Source organism: Mameliella sp. CS4, from assembly GCF_019392335.1.
In the GTDB taxonomy this organism is placed as follows: Bacteria; Pseudomonadota; Alphaproteobacteria; order Rhodobacterales; family Rhodobacteraceae; genus Antarctobacter.
The window spans coordinates 669,904-685,641 of record NZ_JAHXRQ010000001.1 but is presented as its reverse complement, the minus strand read 5'-3'; the positions used below and the strand labels follow the sequence as shown (position 1 = coordinate 685,641).

The following is a 15,738-nucleotide window of genomic DNA, read 5'->3' as shown; positions in this document are numbered from 1 at the left end:
TCCAGTGACCCCGAGGTAGTCTGCCCGCCCGCCAAGGTCCAGAGCCGCGCCTCTCAGCCCGCGTTTTCCTGCAGCACCGACCAGAAGACCGGGCCGAACCGTTCCGCCCGCTTGTCGCCCAGCGCCTGGCACAGCGCATCCTCGCTATGGGGCGGGCGCTCTGCCAGCTTGGCCAGCAGCGAGGCCGAACAGGACAGCGGCTTGTCGGTGCCATCAGGGCCGCGCAGAAGGTCGGCCTGGGCCGCCATCAGTGCATCATAGATCGCCCCGCTGCCCCGCACCGCCAGCTTGCGCCGGCGCGGATGCATGTCCTCGGACCCGCCGTTCAGCACCTCGAGAAACTCCGCGCCGTAGCGTTCCAGCTTTTTGGCCCCGATTCCGGAAATGCGCGCCAGCTCATCCAGGTTGGTGGGGCGGGTCTCGGCCATCTCGATCAGGGTGCGGTCGACGAAGATCACGTAGGCGGGCACGCGCGCGGCCTCTGCCAGGGCGCGCCGCTTGGCCTTGAGCGCCGAGAGCATGGGCGCATGTTCCTCGCTGACCAGCGCCTTGACCGCCGGGCGGCGTTCCGTGGCACGGGTCACGGCATCCTTGCGCAACTGGATCGCCTCTTCGCCGCGCAGGATCGGCAGGGCCCGGTCCGTCATGACCAGCGCGCCGTGGCGTTCGGCATCGGGGCGCATCAGGTCACGGCCCATAATCTGCCGGAACACCGCCTGCCACTGGCCGCGGCTCAGGTCCTTGCCGACGCCAAAGGTGCGCAGGCTGTCATGGCCCCTTTGCTTGATCTTGTCGGTGTCCTTGCCCATCAGGATGTCGATGAGATGTCCGGCGCCAAAGCTTTCGTCCGTACGCAGCGCGGCAGAGAGCGCCTTGCGCACCGCCTCTGTGCCGTCGAACAGCTCTGGCGGGCTGTCGCAGAGATCGCAGTTGCCGCAAGGCGCCGCCTCTTCGCCGAAATAGGCCAGCAGCGCCTTGCGGCGGCAGCCCAGCGCCTCGGCCAGCCCCAACAACGCGTTCAGCCGCCCGTGGTCGGCGGCGCGCCGTTCCGGCGGCGCCAGCCCCTCGTCGATCTGGCTGCGGCGCAGGCGGATGTCCTCGGGGCCAAACAGGGTCAGCGTTTCGGCCGGGGCACCATCGCGGCCCGCACGGCCGATTTCCTGATAATAGGACTCGATGGACTTGGGCAGGTCCGCATGGGCGACCCAGCGGATGTCGGGCTTGTCCACGCCCATGCCAAAGGCCACGGTCGCCACGACAATCAGCCCGTCCTCGGTGGCAAAGCGTTCCTCGACATGGCGGCGGTCATCGGCCTCCATCCCGCCGTGATAGTGGCAGGCGGCGTGGCCCTCTTCGCGCAGGGCGCGCGCGATACCTTCGGTCTTGGCCCGCGTGCCGCAATAGACGATGCCGGACTGGCCCTTGCGGGCGGCGGCGAATTTCAGGATCTGTGCGCGTGGCCCGTCCTTGGGTTGAAAGGCAAGATGGATGTTGGGCCGGTCAAAACCGCGCAAGAAGGTTGTCGGCTGCTGTCCGTCGAAGAGGCGCGAGACCATTTCGACACGCGTTTCCTCGTCCGCCGTTGCGGTAAAGGCCGCCAGCGGCACATCCAACGCGCGGCGCAATTCCCCGATGCGCAGATAATCGGGGCGGAAATCATGCCCCCACTGGCTGACGCAATGCGCCTCGTCCACGGCGATGAGAGAGATCCCGGCCTGCGCCAGCATCCGCTGCGTGCCGCCATTGGCCAGCCGTTCCGGCGCGAGGTACAGTAGTTTCAGCTCACCGGAATGCAGCATGTCCCAGACGGCGTCCGTTTCCTCGGGCGTATTGCCCGACGTCAACGCACCCGCGGCCACCCCCGCCTCACGCAGGCCCCGCACCTGGTCGCGCATCAGCGCGATCAGCGGCGAAATGACCACGGTCACCCCGTCGCGCAACAGCGCAGGCAGCTGGAAACACAGGGATTTGCCGCCACCCGTGGGCATGATGGCCAGCACGTTTTCACCCGCGGCCACGGCCTCGACAATCTCGCCCTGACCGGGGCGAAAGGCGTCGAAGCCGAAAATCTCTTGCAACAGCGCCTCGGCGCCCCCGGCATCGCGCGGCATGGATAACCTGTCGGATTTGTCTTGATCTGCTCTCACGCCAGACAATCACATACTAAGATTCGGTGAATCAAGCCCCGGAGACCACAATATGGGCCTTTTGGCGAGGTGCCCGAGGCCTAGAACCCGTAGAAGAACCCGGCGTTGTTGGCGAGGATGATCTGCAGCGCGTAGACCCCGATCAGCGTGATCAGCGGCGCAAGATCCAGCCCGCCCATCGACGGGAGAATGCTCCGGATGCGCGAATAGACCGGTTCCAGGATCCGGTTCAGCCCGTCCCAGATCGCCGCGACGATCGGCTGGCGCAGGTTGAGGATCTGGAAGTTGATCAGCCAGCTCATGATGACATGGGCGACGATGACAAAGACCGCGATGCTGAGAAGCATGTTCAGGATCTGAAAGAGCGACTGCATCTGATGGGCCTTTCCTCGTGGTGCCGGTCGGCCAAGAGGTATGCGCAGATCCCCCGGAGGACAAGTGTGCCGCGAGGTCCCGATTGACGCGGCTTTGCGCGCGCAGCATCACGCGGGCCAAGGAGCCTGCCCATGTACCCATTTCTGCGTCTTGCCCGCAACGTCCGCCAAGCCCGCCGCGCCCCACGCCTCGGCCTCTTCGATACCCATGTCTCGACCCATGTCTGCATGCCCTGGGATCTCGATCTGTGGTGGGAGCTGAACAACGGTCGCACCCTGACGATCTATGACCTTGGCCGCATCCCCCTGGCCGTCCGCACCGGCCTGGTGGACGTCTTGAAACACCAGGGCTGGGGCCTGACCATCGCCGGGTCGGTGGTGCGCTATCGGCGCCGGGTCCGGATGTGGGACAGGGTCGAGATGCATTCACGCATGTTGGGCTGGGACCGCCGGTTCCTCTACCTTGACCAGTCGATGTGGCGGTCGGACGGCGAATGCGCCAGCCAGGCGATCTATCGCGCCGCCCTGACCGACGCCAAGGGGATCGTCACCACCGACAGATCGGCCCGCGCAATGGGAGCAACGGAAGACAGCCCGCCGCTGCCCGACTGGGTCCAGGCCTGGATCGCCGCCGAAGACGCCCGCCCCTGGCCACCGGCAACCTCGGGCTGACGCCCCACCGCCGCCAAAGCGTCTCGATCAGCGCGGCCCGCATGTGTTTCTTTGGGCCGGCAAATACTTCGGGGGAGGCTCGAAGAGCCGGGGGCAGAGCCCCCTTCCGTGCAATCGACTTGCCACACCCCCGCCGGATGGGTTCTATCGCCCCATTCCGCAAAGGGGCAGGCATGGCACATCCGACGAAACGGCAACGCATCTGGGGCTGGATGTTCTTCGACTGGGCGCAACAGCCCTATGCCACCCTTGGCCTGACTTTTATCTTCAGCCCCTATTTCGCGGCCGTCGCGGCAGAGTATTTCATGGCCCAGGGCGCCGAGGCCGCCAGCGCCAAGGCCAATGCGCAAAGCCTCTGGTCCTCGGCCCAGACCGCCGCGGGGCTGGTCATCGCCTTTTCCGCGCCCCTGCTGGGTGCCTGGGCCGATGCCACGGGGCGCAAACGGCCCTGGTTCTGGCTGTTCACCATGGTTGCCATCCTGTCGGCCTTTGCCCTGTGGCAGCTCGAACCCAACGGCAGCGGCCTTTATATCGCTCTGGCGATGTTCTGGATCGGTTTCGTGGCCAGCGAATCCGCCTTCAACCTGAACAACGCGATCCTGCCCAGCCTCGGCACACAGGAAGAGGTGGGCCGCATCTCGGGCACCGCCACGGCCTTTGGCTATTGGGGCGGGGTGCTGTCGCTCTTCATCATGCTGCTGTTCTTTGCCGAAAACGAAAGCGGCACCACCCTGATCGGACTTGCCCCGCCCTTTGGCCTGGACGCCGAGGCCCGCGAGGGCACGCGGTTCGTCGGCCCCTTCATCGGGCTGTGGTTCGCGATCTTCCTGATCCCCTTCTTTGCCTGGAACCATGACGACCCGCTGGAGCGCAAAAAGCCCGAAAGCGTCCGCAAGGTTCTGGCGGACCTGGGGCAGACCATCCGTCGTGTCTCGCGCCGCAAGTCCTGCCGCAGCTTCCTTTTGTCCTCGCTGTTCTATCGCGACGCGCTGACCGCGCTTTATGCCTATGGCGGCATCTACGCGACACTGGTGCTGGACTGGCAAGTGATCCAGGTCGGCGTCTTCGGCATAATCGCGGCCATCGCGGCGGCGGTCCTGTCCTGGGTCGGCGGGCTGGCGGATCAGCGGTTCGGACCCAAACCGGTGATCCGGATCTGCATCTGGGTGCTGATCCTGGTGGGCTGCGTGATAGTCGGCATGTCGCGTGAAAACCTGTTCGGGATGCCGTTGGCACAGGGCTCTCTGGTGCCGGACATCATCTTCTACATCTGCGGCGCGATCATCGGCGGCACGGGCGGCGCGCTCTATTCTGCCTCGCGGTCCATGATGGTGCGCCACTGCGATCCCGCCCGCCCGGCAGAGGGGTTCGGCCTCTTCGCGCTGGCGGGCAAGGCCACGGCCTTTCTGGCACCGGCGCTCATCACCCTGTTCACCTATGTGACACAGTCCAACCAGCTTGGCTTTCTGCCGGTGATCGGGCTTTTCCTGATCGGTCTCGTTCTGCTAGCATGGGTGCATCCGCAGGGAGAGAGACCCGCATGATCCGTTTTCTTACGACCATTTCGCTTGTCCTTGCCCTGGCCGCCTGTGGCGGCGGCGGGCGTGATATTTCCGGTGCCCGCGCCCCGGCCCGCCCGCTGGACCCGGTGCTCTCTTCCAAGGAAGCCAAGCAACTCTTCGGCGCAAAGAGCGATGCCTCGACGCAAAAGGCACAACCGTTTGGCGGCTATGCCAAGGGCTGTCTCGCCGGCGGTGTGCAACTGGCGGAAACCGGCCCGACCTGGCAGGCCATGCGCCTCAGCCGCAACCGCAACTGGGGCCACCCGGACTTGATCGACTACGTTCAGGACCTCAGCCGCAAGGCCGCGCAGCAGCCCGGCTGGAACGGGCTGTACCTGGGGGATTTCAGCCAGCCGCGCGGCGGCCCCATGCTGACCGGCCACCGCAGCCACCAGATCGGGCTGGACGCCGACATCTGGCTGCGTCCCGCCGACAACCTGTCTCTCTCGGCCAAGGCGCGCGAAAACATCTCGTCCATTTCGATGCGCCGCGCGGCGGGCGCCTATACCAACGACAAGTGGACGAAACAGCACCACGAGATCGTCAAGGCCGCCGCCAGCGACCCGCGCGTCGCGCGCATCTTCATCTTTCCCGGCGCCAAGGTTCAGATGTGCAAGGATGAAAAGGGCGACAAGTCCTGGCTCCGCAAGGTGCGCCCCTGGTGGGGGCATCACTACCATTTCCACGTCCGGCTGAGCTGTCCCAAGGGCGCCGCGGGCTGTGTCGATCAGGCGGCCCCGCCCCCCGGCGATGGCTGCAAGGAGGCCGAAGGCTGGGTCGACCGTATCCTGAACCCGCCGCCGCCCGATCCCAACGCCAAGCCCTCGCCGCCTCGGCGTGAGCTGACCTTGGGCGACCTGCCGCGCGCCTGCGCCGACGTTCTGGCCGCGAACTGATCCAGGCATGACAATCCGCCTGTTCCGCCGCCTGCGGGCGTTGACACTGATCTGTGCCAGCCTCACGGGTCTCGGTGCCTGCGCGGCAGAGGTCGGACCGAAAGTTCAGTTCATCAGCCATCTGGACTGGCCTCCCGGACCGCACCGGATGGGCGGGTTTTCCGGGCTGGAACTGTCCGAAGATGGCACGCGCTTTACGGCGATTTCCGATCGCGGGTTCATCGTCACCGGGCGCCTTCACCGCGAGGGCCCGAAACTGACCGCCATAGAGGAAGACACCCCCGGCCCGCTGCGCAACGCGCAGGGCGCGCCTGTCTCCGGGCTGGAGGCGGATTCCGAGGGCCTCGCCATTGGTCCGGACGGACGCGTACACGTCTCGTTCGAAGGGCTGCACCGGGTCAGCGCCTATCCCTCACCGGATCGCAGCCAGCCACTTCCGACAGTCGATGCCTTTGACGCGCTTCAGGGAAATTCCGGCTTCGAGGCGCTGGCCATCGACGCCAGGGGCCATCTCTACACCCTCCCCGAACGCTCGGGCCGGCTGACGCGACCCTTCCCGGTCTGGCGGTTTGACGGCACTCAATGGACACAGCCCTTCTCGATCCCACGGTCTGGCGGCTTTTTGCCGGTTGGTGCCGATTTCGGCCCTGACGGGCGGCTCTACCTGCTGGAGCGCGAATTCACCGGCTTCGCCTTTCGCAGCCGGGTCCGGCGTTTCGTCATCGCCGGTGACAGGATTTCCAGCGAAGAGACCCTGCTGGAAACGCCCCGCCATACCCATGGCAACCTGGAAGGGCTGGCGGTCTGGCGCGATGCCACCGGCGCGATCCGGCTCACCATGCTGTCGGACGACAATTTCAAGAGCTTCCTGCGCAGCGAGTTCGTCGAATACCGGGTCGCCGACTGACCTGCATGCCCCTTGACGCGGCACCGGGGCCGCCTGTAAGCCCCCGCAATCCGGATGTCCGGATCAAGTCCCCGCAACCTTGCAAAAAACGGGTCACCCAATGACGCGCAGACATCTTCCCGGCATTCTTGCCATGGCGGCCATCGTGCTCGCCTCCAACATCCTCGTCCAGTTCCTCTTTGGTCAGTGGCTGACCTGGGGCGCCTTCACCTATCCGCTGGCCTTCCTGGTCACCGACCTGATGAACCGCATCTACGGGCCCGGCCCGGCGCGTCAGGTGGTCTTTGTCGGCTTCATCGTCGGCGTCTTCTGCTCGCTCGTCGGCACGCAGATCATGCTGCAGGGTGACGGGTTCACCTACCCGGCCGTGACGCTGCGGATCGCCATCGCTTCGGGCCTGGCCTTCCTGACGGCCCAGATGATGGACGTGGCGATATTTGACCGCCTGCGCCAGGGGAAATGGTGGCGCGCGCCACTGGCCTCTACGCTGGTCGGCTCGACGCTGGACACCGCCCTTTTCTTCACCATTGCCTTTTCGTCCGGATTGGCCTGGATCGAGCCTGCAAACGATGTCAGCTGGGCCAATGTCGCCCGCCCGCTGCTGGGGACAGGCCCGGCCCTGCCCTACTGGGCCTCGCTGGCCGTGGCCGACTGGATGGTGAAACTCGGCCTTGCCCTGATTGCCCTGATCCCCTTCCGGATGATCGTTTCGCGGGCACTGAAGAATCAAAAATTGGCTTGAGGCGCAAAAAAGACTTTGTGGTTTGCCATGTGCATGGCACCATCATCTTGCGTTTTCAACAGCTGAAAGGAGGTGATCCAGTGTCGAGAGAAGCATTGGAGAGAGGTGTCGGAACAGTTCGGGAGCACGCGCTCTAGGGCAGCCCCTGGGGTGATGTACCCCCGAATTGGCAGTGCCTAACCGGCCCCGCCTCCGTATTCTCGAAGGGCCGCTGATCTGGCGGCCCTTTTTATTTTGCACTAGGTCCTTGCCCATGTTGCGGATCACCGACCAAATCAACCTCGAAGACTGGGAACTGACCGAACACTTCATCCGGTCCTCTGGCCCGGGCGGCCAGAACGTCAACAAGGTCTCGACCGCCGTCGAATTGCGGTTCGAGGCGGAACGCTCCCCGAACTTGCCGCAAGCGGTCAAGACGCGGCTGCGCAAGCTTGCCGGACGCCGCTGGACCAAGGATGGCGCCGTCATCATCCAGGTCGAGGACACCCGCAGCCAGGCCCGCAACCGCGAAATCGCCCGCGAACGCCTGGCAGACCTAGTGCTGAAGGCCACGCAAAAGCCCAAGCGGCGCATTCCCACAAAACCGACGCTGGGCTCAAAAAAGCGCCGCCTCGCAAGCAAGAAACAACGCGGAGAGGTCAAATCCCTGCGCGGCAAGGTCGACCCCGACAGCTGACCCCGGCTTCTTCTCTGTAAAAATACTCCCGCCGGAGGCCCCCCCGAGGACCCGGCCAAAGGCCGGACCCGAGATGACCTGCGCGCGCAAGCGCACAATCGGATTACGGGATCAGAAACGCTCCAGCAGCCGGTCGAGGTAGTTGCGCTCATCCTCGGGACGGTCCAGCTCACCCGACCGGCGCCGCAGCTCACCCAGCAATTCCTCGGCCCGGCGATAGACGTCCTTGCCCTGCAACAGACCCTCGTCGGTTCCGACGCGGCCGGTGTTGCCGGTGTTCCGCCCCAGCGGGTCACGTTGCTCGCCCGGATCGCCGCCGTCGGCGAACCCCTGTTCGCCGGTGCGTTGCTGCTGTTGCTGCGCCAGCGCCTCGCCCAGGTCGCGCATCCCCTCGCGCAGCGCTTCCAGCGCCCGCGACTGCTGATCGATCGCTTGGCCAAGGTCTCCATCGCGCAAGGCGCGTTCTGCACCGTCCATCGCACCCTCGGCCCGTTCCAACGCCTCGGCGGCGCGTTCGCCCGCCTCGCTGCCCTGGCCGGGCAACGCCTGGCGCTGCCGGTTCAACTCGTCGCGCAGGGCGCGCTGACGTTCCGCCAGTTCGCTGGCCGGATCGTCACCGCCCTGCCCCTGGCCGGGTTCTGGGCCCGCCTGACCCTGACCGGGCTGGCGGTCTTGCCCTTGCGGCCCCTGCCCCGGCTGGCGCTGACCCTGCCCGCGCTGGCCGTTGTTCAGATCGCGGAAGGCCTCGTCCGACAGTTCCTGCTGTTCGCGCAGCGTGTCGGCCAGCCCCTCCATCGCCTGTTCGCCGGGCGACTGCCCGCCGCCACCCGGGCCTTGGGTGATCTGCATGTTGTCCAGCATTTCCTGCAATTGGCGCATGGCCTCGGCGGCCTCGGCCATCTTGCCCTGTTCCATCAGTTCCTGGATGCGGTCCATCATGCGCTGGATGTCGTCCTGCGACATCTCGATCATGTCCTGGGGATTGCGCTGCTGGCCCTCCGGGTTGTCCCGCGCCTGCTGCTGTCCCAGCTGGCGCATGTAGTCGCGAGTCGCCTCGCGCAGTTCCTGCATCAGCTCGGCAATCTCCTGGTCGGTGGCGCCGTTCTTCATCGCCTCTTCCAGCCGCTCACGCGCGCGCTCCATCCGCTGGCGGGCGTCTTCCAGGTCGCCTTCTTCCATTTCCAGCGCCAGGTCCCACATCTTCTGCGCCAGCTCATCCTGCTTCTCGTCGGTGATGGCGCCGTATTTCGCAAGGGTTTCCAGCCGCTTGGTCAGTGCGCGCAGGCGCATGAACTCGACATCCTTGCGGAACAGGTCGTCCGGCTCGTTCAGGATCGTCTTGAAGATCATGACAATCTCGGGCGCATTCTCGCGGTTCCACAGCAGCGCCTGCCGCTGCTCGATCAGCGCCGCGGCGACCGGATCGAAAAAGCGCCGCCCCGGCATGGTCAGCGACTGGGGTTCCGACAGGCCGCGCTGGCCGCGTCCGTCCTCAACCTCCAGCGACAGTTTCACCGGCAGATTGGCCCAGGGATGCAACGAAAAGTTGCCCACCAGAGCCTCGGTGAACTCGGACCGGTCGCCGGACACCGGCATCGGCAGGGGCACTTCGATGGTCTTACGCGGTTCGGGTTCGATCGCGCGACCATAGCGCCTGTCGACGGCCGCCAGGTCCAGCGTAAAGCGCGCCTGGCCCATGACGACACCGTGATCGTCCGTGGCGGTGAAGGGGATCTGCGCCTCACCTTCGTAGCTGACCTCGATCTCGCCATCGCGTTTCACGGCGGGCGCGGCGTCCGGGATCATGGCGATCTGCCAGACGCGCCCGCCGGGGCCGTCCACCGCCAGCTCGCCGGATTTCAGAACCGCAAAGTCCTGCGCCGTGTCCTGCGCTTCTTCCGGACTCAGGTCGCGGCCCGAGATACTCTCGCGCACGCTGAGCGCGCCGACCTCGCCGTACATGCGCAGGGTGATTTCGGCGCCCTCGGGCACGTCGATTTCCGGCGCGGTGATGTCATTCAGATAGACCGAGGGCAGACGGGTATAGCCAGGCGGCTGCATCCAGCCTTCCCAGGCCGGCCCCTGTGCCAGGTCTGGCCCGCCAGCGCCCATGCCGGTGACGGACTGCACCCGCACCAGCGACCCGAAGAGGATCGCCACCGAAAGCGCCAGCAGCGCCACATAGCGCAGGGCCAGCGGATCGTTCCGCGATACCCGCAGGTCCGGTTCGACGGCCCGCGCCTCGGCCAGCCGGTCGCGCATGCGTTTCTGGTGCGCCCGCCAGACCGCCGTGGACGAAGCGTCGCCGCCCCCGATGGCCTGCGTGTCCAGCGCCGCCTGGATCGGGTTGCCCTTGAGCGTACCGTCCAGCCGCAGCATCGCCGCCCCGCGCGAGGGCCAGCGGAAGCACCGGATCCCGTACCAGGCGGCCCAGATCGCGCCCGCGCCCAACAGAGCGGCCGCGCCCCAGACCCATTCCACGGCAACCTCGTCCTGCACCCCCAGCATCAAAAGGGCGAGCGCGAAGATCGCGATGGACCAGAGCGGCCAAAAGGCGCGCGCAACGCGCTCGGCCACCATGCCGAGCCGGGTCAGGACCAGCGGCCAGCGCAGGGTGCGGAATATCTCGGGGATGTCGGTCCGGTTCGGGGCCATATCGCTCCTCGCAGGGTCAGCCTGCGAGGAGGATACCTCACAGCCACTCGGGGATGGTATCGCGATTTATGATGTCGTCAAAGGTCGGCCTTGGGCGGATAACCGCGAATTGATCGCCGTTCACCAGCACCTCTGGCACCAGCGGACGGGTGTTGTATTCGCTGGCCATCACCGCGCCATAGGCCCCGGCAGAGCGGAAAGCGACCAGATCGCCCGCCTGTATCGGCGGCATCAGGCGGCCCTTGGCAAAGGTGTCACCGGTCTCGCAGACCGGGCCAACGATGTCGTAGGGCGTCAGGTCAGCCCCCGGCGCTGCCTCTTTAACGGGCACAATCTCGTGATGCGCGTCATACATGGCCGGGCGGATGAGGTCATTCATCGCCGCGTCGAGAATCAGGAAGTCCCGCCCCTCGCCCTGTTTGACGTAGATGACCCCGCTGACCAGCAGCCCCGCGTTGCCGATGATCAGCCGCCCCGGCTCGATCTCGATCTCGCAGCCCAGGTGGCCCACGGTGCGCTGGATCAGGGCACCATAATCGGTGGGCAGCGGCGGTGCCTCGTTCGAGCGCGCATAGGGAATGCCCAGACCGCCGCCCAGGTCCAGACGGGTGATGTCATGCCCGTCGGCGCGCAGCGCCTCGGTCAGCTCGGCCACCTTGGTATAGGCCTGTTCGAAGGGTTCCAGCTGGGTGAGCTGGCTGCCGATATGCACGTCGATGCCGACAACCTTGAGGCCCGGCAGGGCTGCGGCCTCGGCATAGACTTCGCGGGCACGGGCGATCGGAATGCCGAACTTGTTCTCCGACTTGCCGGTGGCGATCTTGGCGTGGGTCTTGGCGTCCACGTCCGGGTTCACCCGCAACGTGATCGGCGCCTCGGCCCCCATCGAGGTTGCCACCTCCGAGATCACCCGCATCTCGGGTTCGCTTTCGACGTTGAACTGACGAATGCCGCCTTCCAGCGCCGCGCGGATCTCTGCGCCCGTCTTGCCGACACCCGAAAAGACGATCCGTTCGCCCGGCACGCCCGCCGCCTTGGCCCGCGCGTATTCCCCGCCCGACACCACGTCCATGCCCGCTCCGGCCTCGGCCAGCGTTTTCAGGATCGCCTGGTTCGAGGCGGCCTTCATCGCGTAGCAGAAAAGATGCGGGCCCCAGTCCAGCGCCTCGTCGAACAGCCGGAAATGCCGTAGCAAAGTCGCGGTGGAATAAAGATAGAACGGCGCGCCCACGGCGGCCGCGATCTCGGCCACCGGAACGTCTTCGGCATAGAGCTGCCCGTCGCGGTACAGAAAATGATCCATGTCCGCGCTTTAGCCGAGAGCGGAGAACGGGGCCAGCCCCCACTTTGAGCCGGACCGCCAAATCGTTCCTTGCCGGACCTCCGGCAGGACAACCGCGCGCCTTCTCCCGATTGCAACGGATAGGCTGTCGGTTCTACTCTCCGCCCTGGGAGCAAGAGGGAGCAAAACCATGCATCAGACCATCAAACCGGGGAATGTGGCAGTCATCACAGGCGGCGCCTCCGGCATCGGGCGCGAGATGGCGCGGCGGCTGGTCGAGATGGACATGCGCGTCTGCATCGCCGACCTGCGCGGCGAGACGCTGGAAAACGCGGTGACAGAGACCGGCGCGGCGCTGGGGATGGAAACGGACGTGTCCGACATCATCCAGCTGCGCCGGCTCAAGGCCAAGGTCGAAGAGATGCTGGGCCCTGTCGATCTCTTGATGAACAACGCAGGTATCCAGCCGGGCAGCTCGATCTTCGACGTTGAAGGCAACTGGGACCAGATCATCGGCGTGAACCTCTGGGGCATCATCCGGTCCAGCCAGGTCTTCGCACCCGACATGGCGTCCGCGGGCAAGCCCGGTCTGATCGTGAACACCGGGTCGAAACAGGGGATCACCACGCCCCCGGGCGATCCGGCCTACAACGTGTCCAAGTCGGGTGTGAAGACGTTTACCGAGGCGCTGCAGCACGAGCTGCGCAACATGGACGGATGCCGGACCGAGGCGCGCCTGTTCATCCCCGGGTTCGTCTACACGCTGCTGACCGCGCGCGGTCGGACGGAAAAGCCGGACGACGCCTGGACGCCGGAACAGGTGGTGGATTACCTGCTGGAGTCGCTCGGGAAAGAAGATTTCTACATCCTCTGCCCGGACAACGATGTGGACCGGGCGACGGACGTCAAGCGCATCCTTTGGGCGGCGCAGGACATCACCGAGAACCGCGCACCGCTGTCGCGCTGGCACCCCGACTACAAACAGGCCTTCGCCAACTGGCTGAAGACCTGAGGTGTAGGGCGGGGTTCACCCCGCCGTTCCTCACACCGGTTTCGACCGGAAATACAGGTAGAGAGGCAAGCCGCAACTGACCCCGATGCAGAAGGTCGCCGGGATCGCCAACAGCGCTTGCCAGTTGCGGCGGACCGACACCTCGGCCAGCACCCAAGTCGTCAGGACGATGGCGGTGATGGTCAGGTCCCAGGTCAACCCGCGCGTGCTGTCATTCACGAACCAGGCGTCGATCATGACCCCCAGATCCCAACCGTTCGCGGCCAGGAAGGTCACAAAGTAGTACATCGGATGCACGGCGCCCCAAATCGCCAGCGCCAGCCAAAGCCACCGCAGCATCAGCCCGTGATCCCCACCTCGGCCTTGCCGGTGATCGAGACACCAAGCCCCGGGCTCGCGGGCTTGCCATCGGGCGTTTCCGGTTCGCCATCGGCACCGCAGGCGGCGAGCGCCACCAGTCCGAGAAATGCGAGGACTCTCATGCCAAACGCTCCTTCCAGGCCGCGATCTGTTCACGCACACGCTGCGGCGCGGTTCCGCCATAGCTCATCCGCGAGCGGACAGAGTTGTGCACGCCCAGCACATCATAGATGGATGCGTCGATATTCCCATGCACCTCCTGCATTTCCTCCAACGAGAGGTCTGGCAGGTCGCATCCTTTTGCCTCCGCCTTGGCCACCAGGCTGCCGGTAACATGGTGCGCGTCGCGGAAGGGCAGGCCGGTCTCGCGCACCAGCCAGTCGGCCAGGTCGGTCGCGGTGGAAAAACCATGTGCCGCCGCCGCCTCCAGTGCGGGGGTATTGGCGCTCATGTCGCGGACCATGCCTTCCATCGCCGCCAAGGCCAGCATCCAGTTGTCGGCAGCGTCAAAAACCTGTTCCTTGTCCTCCTGCATGTCCTTGGAATAGGCCAAGGGCAGGCCCTTCATCACCATCATCAGCGCGACATTGGCGCCGAAGATCCGCCCGATCTTGGCGCGGATCAGCTCGGCCGCATCGGGGTTTTTCTTCTGCGGCATGATGCTGGACCCGGTGCTGAACCGGTCCGACAGGGTGACAAAGCGGAACTGGGCAGAGGACCAGATCACCAGCTCCTCGGCAAAGCGGCTGAGGTGCATGGCGCTGATCGAGGCGACCGAGAGGAACTCCAGCGCAAAATCGCGGGCGCTGACGGCATCCAGCGAGTTGCCCATCGGACGATCAAAGCCAAGCGCCTCGGCGGTCATGTGGCGGTCGATCGGGAACCCGGTGCCCGCCAGCGCCGCGGCGCCCAGAGGCGATTCGTTCATCCGCGCGCGGGCATCGCGCACGCGAGACAGGTCGCGCCCGAACATCTCGACATAGGCCATCATGTGATGGCCCCATGTCACCGGCTGCGCCGTCTGCAAATGGGTGAAGCCCGGCATGACCCAGTCGGCGCCCTGTTCCGCCTGTCCCAGCAGCGCCTGGATCAGGGCCAGCAGCCCGCTTTCGGCGGCGTCCAGCTGATCGCGCACCCAAAGGCGGAAATCGGTCGCCACCTGGTCGTTCCGGCTGCGGCCCGTGTGCAGGCGGCCTGCCGGTTCGCCGATGACCTCCTTCAGCCGCGCCTCGACGTTCATGTGAATGTCTTCCAGCGCGGTGGAAAAGGTGAAATCGCCACTTTCGATCTCTGACAAGACCGTGAGCAGTCCTTCCCGGATCGCCTTTGCATCGCTATCAGTGATGATGCCCTGCGCCGCAAGCATGGCGGCATGGGCTCGCGAACCGGCGATGTCCTGCGCCGCTAGCCGCTTGTCGAAGCCGATGGAGGCGTTAATTGCTTCCATGATGGCATCGGGCCCGGCGGCAAAGCGGCCGCCCCACATCTGGTTCGAGGTCTTGTCAGACATGCACTGTCCTTCGGAGGTCTTATGATACGTCTCACGCTTGCGGCTCTGTATACCGCTGCACTGGTGCTTGCAAATCCGGCCTTTGCCGATGTCGAGGCCGCGAAGGCGGCGGTTGGGGGCGACATGCGCAAGCTGGTGTTCCATTCAGCGCCCAAGGACGCGGCCGACGTTGATTTCATGACCTTCGACGAACAGCCGCTGAACCTGTCCGACTGGCAGGGCAAATGGGTTGTGGTGAACTTCTGGGCCACCTGGTGCGCGCCCTGCCGCAAGGAAATGCCGATGCTCTCCGCCCTGCAAGAGGATCTGGGCGGCGAGACCTTCGAGGTTGTGACCATCGCCACCTCGCGCAACCCGCCTGCCAAGATGAAGGCCTTTTTCGATGATATCGGGGTCGACAACCTGCCGCTGCACCGCGATCCCCGCTCGATGCTGGCGCGACAGATGGGCGTTCTGGGTCTGCCGGTGACGGTGATCCTGAACCCCGAGGGACAAGAGGTCGCGCGGCTGACCGGGGACGCGGACTGGGCCTCGGACGAGGCGCGCGCGGTTCTGACGGCTCTGATCGGTGGCGGTGAAGGTTGAGCGCCCTTCGCTTGCGCCAGGTCCGACAAGGAAAACCCCCGTCCAGCGGTGGCTGAACGGGGGTTTTCGGAGAGAGAGAGAGAGAGAGAATTCTGGGGCGGCTTAAAGCCTCGTGTCGGTCGGGGGCCGTTTGACCGCTGCCCGAACGGCCTGCAGTGCGGGCTCCCGCGTCGGGCGGGACTGCAGCGCCAAGGCCACAAGGCCAATCAGGCAAAAGGCTGAAAACGTCATCGTCACGTTTGTTTGCTCCGGGTCGTCGGCCCCCACCGACCAGACTGAAAATGGGCAAAACCGGGGCGCTGGGCAACTGTTTCTGCCCATTTTCGGCAAAATGGCCCCGAAATGCGTGACAGTGCGC

At 65.6% G+C, this 15,738-nt stretch carries 15 protein-coding genes; 8 read left to right on the top strand and 7 right to left on the bottom strand.

Annotated features, from left to right (window positions below; translation table 11 throughout):
• Window positions 1-53: 53 nt before the first annotated feature.
• Window positions 54-2,111, bottom strand: coding sequence for a DNA helicase RecQ (gene recQ, locus KZZ07_RS03220; RefSeq protein WP_219512207.1), 2,058 nt, complete (start codon window positions 2,109-2,111; stop codon window positions 54-56).
• 116 nt (window positions 2,112-2,227) lie between these two features.
• Window positions 2,228-2,521: a YggT family protein gene (locus tag KZZ07_RS03215; RefSeq protein ID WP_219512206.1), complete on the bottom strand. Its 294-nt coding sequence runs from the start codon at window positions 2,519-2,521 to the stop codon at window positions 2,228-2,230.
• 132 nt (window positions 2,522-2,653) lie between these two features.
• Here KZZ07_RS03215 and KZZ07_RS03210 point away from each other — a divergent pair, with 132 nt between their 5' ends.
• The 6 genes from KZZ07_RS03210 (at window position 2,654) to arfB (ending at window position 7,976) form a co-directional block, all read left to right on the top strand.
• A complete protein-coding gene (locus KZZ07_RS03210) occupies window positions 2,654-3,193 on the top strand; it encodes an acyl-CoA thioesterase (RefSeq protein ID WP_219512205.1) in 540 nt (179 codons plus the stop codon).
• Between the two features lie 173 nt (window positions 3,194-3,366).
• A complete protein-coding gene (locus KZZ07_RS03205; RefSeq protein WP_219512203.1) occupies window positions 3,367-4,737 on the top strand; it encodes an MFS transporter in 1,371 nt (456 codons plus the stop codon).
• Window positions 4,734-5,651: a penicillin-insensitive murein endopeptidase gene (mepA, locus tag KZZ07_RS03200; RefSeq protein WP_219512201.1), complete on the top strand. Its 918-nt coding sequence runs from the start codon at window positions 4,734-4,736 to the stop codon at window positions 5,649-5,651. The genes KZZ07_RS03205 and mepA overlap by 4 nt, the downstream gene beginning before the upstream one ends.
• 7 nt (window positions 5,652-5,658) lie before the next feature.
• Complete coding sequence (locus KZZ07_RS03195) at window positions 5,659-6,558, top strand: esterase-like activity of phytase family protein (protein WP_219512200.1); 900 nt, start codon at window positions 5,659-5,661, stop codon at window positions 6,556-6,558.
• Window positions 6,559-6,658: 100 nt separating this feature from the next.
• The gene (locus KZZ07_RS03190) at window positions 6,659-7,300 is read left to right on the top strand and encodes a queuosine precursor transporter (RefSeq protein WP_219512199.1); all 642 of its coding nucleotides are present in this window, start codon (window positions 6,659-6,661) and stop codon (window positions 7,298-7,300) included.
• A gap of 253 nt (window positions 7,301-7,553) precedes the next feature.
• Complete coding sequence (gene arfB, locus KZZ07_RS03185; protein WP_219512198.1) at window positions 7,554-7,976, top strand: alternative ribosome rescue aminoacyl-tRNA hydrolase ArfB; 423 nt, start codon at window positions 7,554-7,556, stop codon at window positions 7,974-7,976.
• Between the two features lie 111 nt (window positions 7,977-8,087).
• Here arfB and KZZ07_RS03180 read toward each other — a convergent pair whose 3' ends face one another.
• On the bottom strand, window positions 8,088-10,631 hold the full coding sequence (locus KZZ07_RS03180; RefSeq protein WP_255564117.1) for a DUF4175 domain-containing protein: 2,544 nt from the start codon (window positions 10,629-10,631) through the stop codon (window positions 8,088-8,090).
• 37 nt (window positions 10,632-10,668) lie between these two features.
• On the bottom strand, window positions 10,669-11,934 hold the full coding sequence (gene lysA / locus KZZ07_RS03175; RefSeq protein WP_219512197.1) for a diaminopimelate decarboxylase: 1,266 nt from the start codon (window positions 11,932-11,934) through the stop codon (window positions 10,669-10,671).
• Window positions 11,935-12,103: 169 nt separating this feature from the next.
• Between lysA and KZZ07_RS03170 the strand changes: the two genes are divergently transcribed.
• A complete protein-coding gene (locus KZZ07_RS03170; RefSeq protein WP_219512196.1) occupies window positions 12,104-12,925 on the top strand; it encodes an SDR family NAD(P)-dependent oxidoreductase in 822 nt (273 codons plus the stop codon).
• A 30-nt stretch (window positions 12,926-12,955) separates the two neighbouring features.
• On the opposite strand, the gene KZZ07_RS03165 is transcribed toward KZZ07_RS03170, so the two are convergent.
• From KZZ07_RS03165 to argH, 3 genes are read right to left on the bottom strand one after another with little or no spacing between them, the layout of a single operon-like run.
• Window positions 12,956-13,264 carry a DUF2834 domain-containing protein gene (locus KZZ07_RS03165; RefSeq protein ID WP_219512195.1) on the bottom strand — a complete coding sequence of 103 codons (309 nt, stop codon included), beginning with the start codon at window positions 13,262-13,264 and terminating at the stop codon, window positions 12,956-12,958.
• Window positions 13,264-13,407, bottom strand: a complete 144-nt coding sequence (locus KZZ07_RS03160) for an argininosuccinate lyase (RefSeq protein WP_219512194.1) — start codon at window positions 13,405-13,407, stop codon at window positions 13,264-13,266. The genes KZZ07_RS03165 and KZZ07_RS03160 overlap by 1 nt, the downstream gene beginning before the upstream one ends.
• Window positions 13,404-14,795, bottom strand: a complete 1,392-nt coding sequence (gene argH / locus KZZ07_RS03155) for an argininosuccinate lyase (RefSeq protein ID WP_219512193.1) — start codon at window positions 14,793-14,795, stop codon at window positions 13,404-13,406. The genes KZZ07_RS03160 and argH overlap by 4 nt, the downstream gene beginning before the upstream one ends.
• Before the next feature lie 21 nt (window positions 14,796-14,816).
• Between argH and KZZ07_RS03150 the strand changes: the two genes are divergently transcribed.
• Window positions 14,817-15,380, top strand: coding sequence for a TlpA family protein disulfide reductase (locus KZZ07_RS03150; RefSeq protein WP_219512191.1), 564 nt, complete (start codon window positions 14,817-14,819; stop codon window positions 15,378-15,380).
• Window positions 15,381-15,738 lie beyond the last annotated feature (358 nt).